This window comes from Mesorhizobium sp. M1006 (genome assembly GCF_040318825.1).
GTDB lineage: Bacteria > Pseudomonadota > Alphaproteobacteria > Rhizobiales > Rhizobiaceae > Mesorhizobium.
Genome location: NZ_JAMYMZ010000059.1, coordinates 21,864 through 28,430 on the forward strand (window position 1 = coordinate 21,864; position 6,567 = coordinate 28,430).

Sequence of the window (6,567 nt, forward strand, 5' to 3'; positions counted from 1 at the left end):
CACGAGCTTGCGCGCGGCGCGCTCATCCGCAGGCAGTATTTGCCTCATTCAGCCATTTATGCCCGCTGATCACGAAACAAGATTCCATGCGGACACGGCGGGATCAGATGTGCGTGAAGTGTCGACCGGATCAGGTTCTTCAGCCGCGAACGCTGGCGAACCAGATGTGTCCGCCTGGTGACCTGTCTTCGGAGCCCAAGCGTCCCGGGTCTGGAACCCAGGACTCCGGCAGAAGGCCCGAGGCGTAGAGCTTCGCAAGTACAGTGGTATCGATCGTGTCGGTCTTTACCCTCGCATGCGCGATCATGTGCACCTGCTTGGGATTGGCGATCACGATCCGATCCACTTAGGGCGAAAGTACTTCAGCGACAGCCGGTGCATTGCCGGTCGCCTCGATCACCACATGATCATCATGGGTGAGTTCGTTCCTGGCGAACTCTTCAAGCTTGTCGCGCAGCATTTGAACGCGGCCGAGTTTGGCGATCTCGCCGTCAAGCAATGACACGACGGCATCTGCTGGCCTTCAGCATCAGTTCGGAACCGACATGAGGGTTGCCCATGTTGGCTTAGCTGCCAGGCGCGGATTGTATTCGCGGCTCGCGTCGCAGACGGTTGGCAAATCCTGTCAGATGCTGAGTTGATTCGAAAGGTCAAGGCTATCTCGTCGTTCTCCTTGTCGACGTTGCTCTATCCCTGCCCGTCAAGTCGATCGCGATTTTCTGAATGCATTGCCGGCCGCCAAAGGGCAACTGTCTGGCCCTCCTCCGCACTCGATCATCGGTGCCACGAGCAACCGGGACATTGGAAGCAATTCTCCGAATCCGAATTGACTTGGAAACGTTTGTAGGACAATCTAAATGTCAACAAACAAACGTTCGCTTTCCACGAGGCGACAGCGACGGCATCGAGATCTGCCACGACGCCGCGGAAATCATTGCCTGAAACCCTCACCTTAGTTTGGAAGGAGTGTCACTCATGGTCTTGCAAGGCCGCCCTGTTCTCGGAATTCTTGAGCTTGATGAAGGAGTGGCACCTGAGGACCTCATTCCAAGGCGGGGGTGTCTATTGCATCCAGAGACGTTTGATCGCCCGGTCATCTGGGAAATCGTGGAAGGCGCCTTCGCCGAGACTATTGTGCGCCGTGAGCCGTCTCTTAGGGTTAAGGACGCTTGTGTTGCTGCAGCGAGGCGACTGGTCGAAAGAGGTGCTGACGTAATCTCTGCTGACTGCGGTTTTTTTGTTCGCTATCAGGCGGCGGTCGCTGCTGCGGTCAATGTACCCGTCGTGATGTCCAGCCTACTACTCGTTCCGGCGTTGCTGCGGCAGCTATCGCCCGCTCAGAAGCTGGCGGTAATAGCGGCTGACTCCCGACACTGTACCGAAGATCTGCTAGGGATAGAGAAGCCCGTCGATCGATTGAAAGTGGTCGTCGGAGGGATTGAGGGCGGCGTGTTCGTTGGTAACGCGTTCGCGCGGCCATACATCCAAACCGATGTTGAACAAATTGAATCGGAAGTCGCAGCTTGTGTCGCGCAACTTCGCGCAAAGCATCCTGAAATTGGAATCCTGCTTTTCGAATGCACCGGCTTCCCGAGTGTCAAAAACGCCCTACGCCGCATAACAGCGTTGCCGATCTACGACATCACGGACCTTTGTCGGCTGACGCTCGCGTCGGTTACCAGCCCTGAATTCTCATGAACAACGATCAAGCTGCGGTTCCAACACAAAGCCCGCAGGCCATCGCAGTAAGCGGGATAGTGCGTCTTAGTGATATTCTCGGTGGAGCATTGGCACCGGATTGGATCGGCCCAATTGCGTAAGTGGTGGGCATCAGGTGACAGACTCAGATTCCTGCCCGCCTCCGATCGTAATGAGGGCGTCACCGGCAATCAGTGGGATTTGGAGCGGCAGCGGCAGTGGCCGCCGGCATCACGCCTGCTTCCCACGGCAGCGAAGGCGGCGGGTCAATTCGCATCATCTCAGACTCAGATGGCCTCAATCGACAAACTGAATTTGACGGGAGCCACCCAGCGGTTTTGACTGACAAGGCGCTAATCGTGTTTCTGATGCACCAGCGTCATGCGTATCTAGTCAACAGGAACGCCTGCCCGAAATGCAGGCCTGAATGTAGTCAATAAGAGCATACGCACACACGACCTTGCTTCGCTAACAGGCCAAGAACGGCAAAAAACATGGGAGAGACATATGAGTCGGCTTATAACGATGATCGCAGTTGCAGCCTCACTCGCAGTCGCGTCAGGCGGTAGCCCGTCCAGGGCCAACGCTGGCGAAGTTCTGGATCGCGTGCTCGCCACAAAGACGCTGACGGTGGCGGTGGGGCCAGACTGGGGGGCCCTATCGCATTTGAACGACAAACATGAGCTCGATGGTTCCGATATCGACCTTGCCAAGGCCATCGCGAAATCCCTTGGCGTGGAGGTAAAATTCGTAACGACAAACTGGGACATGATAGCCGCAGGCAAGTGGCAGGGCCGTTGGGATATGGGCATGGGTCAAATGACGCCTACGAAGGAACGTGCTAAAATATTCGAGTTTGTCATTTACAGTTACATTCCAACGGTAGCCATCGTACACAAGGATAGTAAGGCGACGAAGCTTTCCGATCTCGACGGCAAGGTTATCGGTGTCGGATCGGGCGACGTGGCAGAGTCCTATGCCAAGCATAACTTTACGCCCGGATGGGTTAATGCTAAACCAGTAAAGTACCAGTTTACACCCGGCGAGCTGAAGATCTACCAAGCGGACAGCCTTTTGTACGACGACCTTCGCCTGGGGGATGGAGTACGGCTTGATGCGGTGCTTAACAGTGATAACTCGGCTAGAAATGCGATAAAGGCTGGGTATCCAATTAAGATCCTTGACGAGCCGTTGTTCTCGGGGCCGGCCGCTATTTCCATTCTCCATGGCGACAAGGAATTCCTCGACAAGGTTGCGGCTGCCGTGAAAGCGATGAGGGATGATGGCACCCTTGCCAAGCAGTCCGTCAAATGGTTCGGCGCGGACTACAGCGTCGACAAATAGTTGCAAAGCATAGCGGCCCCGCTGTCGGGGCCGCTCTTTGAAAGTGCCGCTCATGCTTTATGAGGACAATGTCGAGTCCGAGGTCCTCGTCCACAAGCCGTGGTTCGTTGCTTCAATTTTTGCCGTAGTGCTCGCGGTTTTTCTTATGTTCAATCTTACGGGCACCACCTTTGGCGAGCTCATGCGGCCTGTCATCGGCGACCCAGCGCAAAGTGGGATCTATGGTCGCTTCGCCATCGCCTTTGTGATAGCGATCATATTCTGTCTCAACATCGTGCTGATCGGTTTTGTTTCGCTGAAGGTGCAAATCGGCGTTGTCTGGGCCGAGCTGCTGGTTCTGTTTCTTGCCTTCTTCAAGTCATTTAACCTAAGCATGCCCTTCATCTGGGAGAACTTGCCATATCTGATCACGCAGGGAGCAGTTGCGACGATCTATATCTCGGCGGTTTCGCTGATATTCGCTTCGATCCTCGCGATGATTGCCGCGATTGCAAAGCTTTCAAGCAATGGCTTCGCCTATGCAATCGCCAGTTTCTACACATCATTTTTCCGCGGCCTGCCGCTGCTCGTCCAGATTTACCTGATTTACCTCGGACTGCCGCAACTTGGTATCTTTATCGACGCCGTTCCTTCAGGCATCTTGGCGCTGTCGCTTTGCACCGGAGCCTACATGACAGAAATTTTCCGTGCCGGTATCCAGAGCATCGACCGCGGTCAATGGGAAGCTTCGCGATCCATGGGTTTCGGCTTCGGTCTTACGATGCGCAAGATCATACTGCCGCAGGCGCTTCCGGTCATCATTCCCCCAATGGGAAACACGTTCATCTCAATGCTGAAGGACAGCTCACTCGTCTCCATCCTCGGTGTGTGGGAGCTCACGTTCCTTGCTCGCACACTCGGCCAGCCGACTTTTCAACACATGGAGATGCTCATAACGGCCGCAATTATATATTGGATTATGTCCATCTGCCTGGAACTGGTCCAGTCCAGGATCGAGCGCCACTTTGCTAGAAGCAAGGTGCGATGATGGGCGTCAGCATAGGTCAAGGTCACGTGAAGCACGGTCCAAAATTGTACGACCCTTCTAAGACAACTGTCGAGGTAAGCCATCCCCGGTTAAGGTCGGATCGAAGTTATCGGGCCAGAGGAGTGGCAGTGAGCGACACAGTTATCGAAGCTAAGAACGTCTCGAAGTGGTACGGCACCTTCAGAGCATTGACTGACGTCAACCTCACGGTCCGCAAGGGCGAACGCATCGTTATCTGCGGCCCCTCCGGATCGGGAAAGTCGACGCTAATCCGCTGCTTTAATCGGCTCGAGGCGCACCAAGAGGGCGAGGTCACTGTCAACGGGATTCGGTTGCATAACAAGATGCGCGACCTGGCTGAAGTTCGCGCGAACGTCGGCATGGTGTTCCAGCACTTCAATCTCTTCCCGCATATGACGGTGCTGATGAACTGCATGGCAGCGCCGATGTGGATTAAGGGTATGGCCGAGGCCGAGGCAAAGAAGATTGCGCTAAAATTCCTCGAGCGCGTACGCATACCCGAGCAGGCGAACAAATTCCCTGGTCAACTATCCGGAGGACAACAGCAGCGCGTCGCAATTGCCCGCTCGCTCTGCATGGAACCTGCGGTCATGCTTTTCGACGAGCCGACCTCGTCTCTCGATCCGGAGATGGTCGCCGAAGTGCTCGAGACTATGACCAGTCTCGCGCGCGAGGGCATGACGATGGTCTGCGTCACCCACGAGATGGGCTTCGCGCGCTCCGTCGCCGATCGCGTCATCTTCATGGATGGGGGCCGGATCGTCGAGGAAGGCAAGCCGCACGACTTCTTTACCAAGCCTCAGCACGAAAGAACAAAACTCTTCCTCCATCAAATCTTGTCGCATTGATATGATCAATCGGGCGGTTGGTTTGGCGACCGTCAGAATTGTCGGGGGCGAGCAAGATGCGACAGCCTTCTTTGACGAGCCTAGCTCAAACGATTGTGGCTTCCGCCTAGACTAAGACTAGATTGCGATTCAAATTGCAGCGGTTGGAAAGACGACCGCTGTTGTCAGTTGGACACCTCGAACTACCGGCATTTCCAGAGGGGTGGTGCGGCAATGAGGTTGCGAACAGCCTGACGCGCGGCGGTGGCTGGATTTCGATCGTTGGGGCTGATGCTGGTTGCCGATTTCGGCATCGCGGGGACGTTTTCCGCCGCTCTCGCCGTCATGCGGGGGCAGTTCGCCCCTGGTGCCAAACGAAGCGGGTGAGATTGTAGGCGAGGTTGGCCATGCCGATCTTGGTGCGGGCGCGGGCGATGCCGATCGTGCGGACAAACAGGCCCATGCGGGATTTCTGCTGCGCAAAGACGTGCTCGACGAAAGCGCGGATCTTTGAGCGCCGGCCATTGGCCCGTGCCATCGCCTCGCTCATCGGCCGGCCTTTCGGTTTCTTGTGATGAATGTCGGAGACGTAGCCGTTCTTGTCCAGCCACGCCTCATTCTTCTTGGAGCGATAGGCGGTGTCGGCCCACACCGTCGAGCCGGTGTTGTTCTTGTCCAGCACGTTGCGAAGCTGCGCCCCGTCCCAGGCCGAGGCGCCGGTGACGTTCCAGCCGCGGATGAAGCCGTGCCGGCGATCGATCGAGGCATGGTTCTTGTAGCCGAAGGCGGGAACGGCGATATCGCGCTGCTTCGTCTTTCCCTCCTCATCGGCCTTGGCCTTCGAGAACTTCACGGTCCAGCGTGCGTCCCGGTCCTTCTGGCGCAGCTTGGCTGGCTTCTTTTGCCACTCGCCCGGCACCTTTCCTGCCTTGATGTCGGCCTTTTCAGCATCGGAATTGCATTGCTTCGGTGCCGCCACGATCGTGGCATCCACGATCTGCCACCCATCGCCAGATAACCGGCCTTGGTGAGGTGCTTGTCAAGACGGGCGAACAGGTTCTCCACTGCCCCTGCCTGCGTGAGGTGCTCCCTAAACAACCAGATCGTTTTGGCATCGGGAACCTTGTCGCCGAGCCCCAACCCGAGGAAGCGCATGAAGGAAAGTCGCCCATAGATCTGGAACTCGGCCTGATCGTCCGAGAGACTGTAGAGCGCCTGCAGAACCAGGACCTTGAACATCATCACCGTATCAAAGGGCGGCCGGCCGCTTGGCGCCATCGGAGCGCTTCAGCGCCTTGGCCAAAGGTTTCCGGAAAACCTCCCAAGGCACCACCCCGTTCAGCTTCTCCAGTGGATCGCAGGCCTCGCTCAGCCGGACATAGCGCTCGTCAATGGCCAGAACCCAGCCTGCCCTCGCATTCAACGCCTCCGTGCAAATCACCAGGCGAAATGAATCAAAATGCGTTCTCGATTGCCAGGTTTTTCGAGGTGTCCAGTTGGATCGTACGCATCCGGTGAAAACCGCAGACGTGCGTATCCGGTGGCCATGAGCACCCAGCACCGCGGTGCTGGGGTCAAGCTTTCTTTGGGGAGACGCGATGATATTCTTCGAGGAGGAGTTTGACCTCCTCGATGCCTTCATCGGTGAAG

General features: G+C 56.5%; 4 protein-coding genes and 2 pseudogenes. 4 read left to right on the top strand and 2 right to left on the bottom strand.

All coding sequences use genetic code 11. The annotated features are described in order from the left end of the window. Positions 1-74: 74 nt before the first annotated feature. Positions 75-505, bottom strand: a pseudogene (locus tag NKH60_RS35235) (IS110 family transposase); the annotation flags it as partial. 470 nt (positions 506-975) lie between these two features. Between NKH60_RS35235 and NKH60_RS30690 the strand changes: the two are divergent. The 4 genes from NKH60_RS30690 to NKH60_RS30705 all read left to right on the top strand — a co-directional run bounded on the left by NKH60_RS30690 (position 976) and on the right by NKH60_RS30705 (position 4,938). Beyond that, on the top strand, positions 976-1,698 hold the full coding sequence (locus NKH60_RS30690; RefSeq protein ID WP_352874531.1) for an aspartate/glutamate racemase family protein: 723 nt from the start codon (positions 976-978) through the stop codon (positions 1,696-1,698). 507 nt (positions 1,699-2,205) lie between these two features. Then, positions 2,206-3,042 carry a transporter substrate-binding domain-containing protein gene (locus NKH60_RS30695; protein WP_352874532.1) on the top strand — a complete coding sequence of 279 codons (837 nt, stop codon included), beginning with the start codon at positions 2,206-2,208 and terminating at the stop codon, positions 3,040-3,042. Between the two features lie 52 nt (positions 3,043-3,094). Further along, entirely contained in the window at positions 3,095-4,069 is a 975-nt protein-coding gene (locus NKH60_RS30700; RefSeq protein WP_352874535.1) for an amino acid ABC transporter permease, read from the top strand. Positions 4,070-4,197: 128 nt separating this feature from the next. Beyond that, the gene (locus NKH60_RS30705) at positions 4,198-4,938 is read left to right on the top strand and encodes an amino acid ABC transporter ATP-binding protein (protein ID WP_352874536.1); all 741 of its coding nucleotides are present in this window, start codon (positions 4,198-4,200) and stop codon (positions 4,936-4,938) included. Between the two features lie 322 nt (positions 4,939-5,260). On the opposite strand, the pseudogene NKH60_RS30710 reads toward NKH60_RS30705, so the two are convergent. Then, positions 5,261-6,336 (bottom strand): annotated as a pseudogene (locus tag NKH60_RS30710) (IS5 family transposase). Positions 6,337-6,567: the final 231 nt, after the last annotated feature.

What these genes read in the sequence shown, in the direction of transcription:
- NKH60_RS30690 (WP_352874531.1), top strand. Translation starts at nt 976, where the DNA reads ATGGTCTTGCAAGGCCGCCCTGTTCTCGGAATTCTTGAGCTTGATGAA.
- NKH60_RS30695 (WP_352874532.1), top strand. Translation starts at nt 2,206, where the DNA reads ATGAGTCGGCTTATAACGATGATCGCAGTTGCAGCCTCACTCGCAGTC.
- NKH60_RS30700 (WP_352874535.1), top strand. Translation starts at nt 3,095, where the DNA reads ATGCTTTATGAGGACAATGTCGAGTCCGAGGTCCTCGTCCACAAGCCG.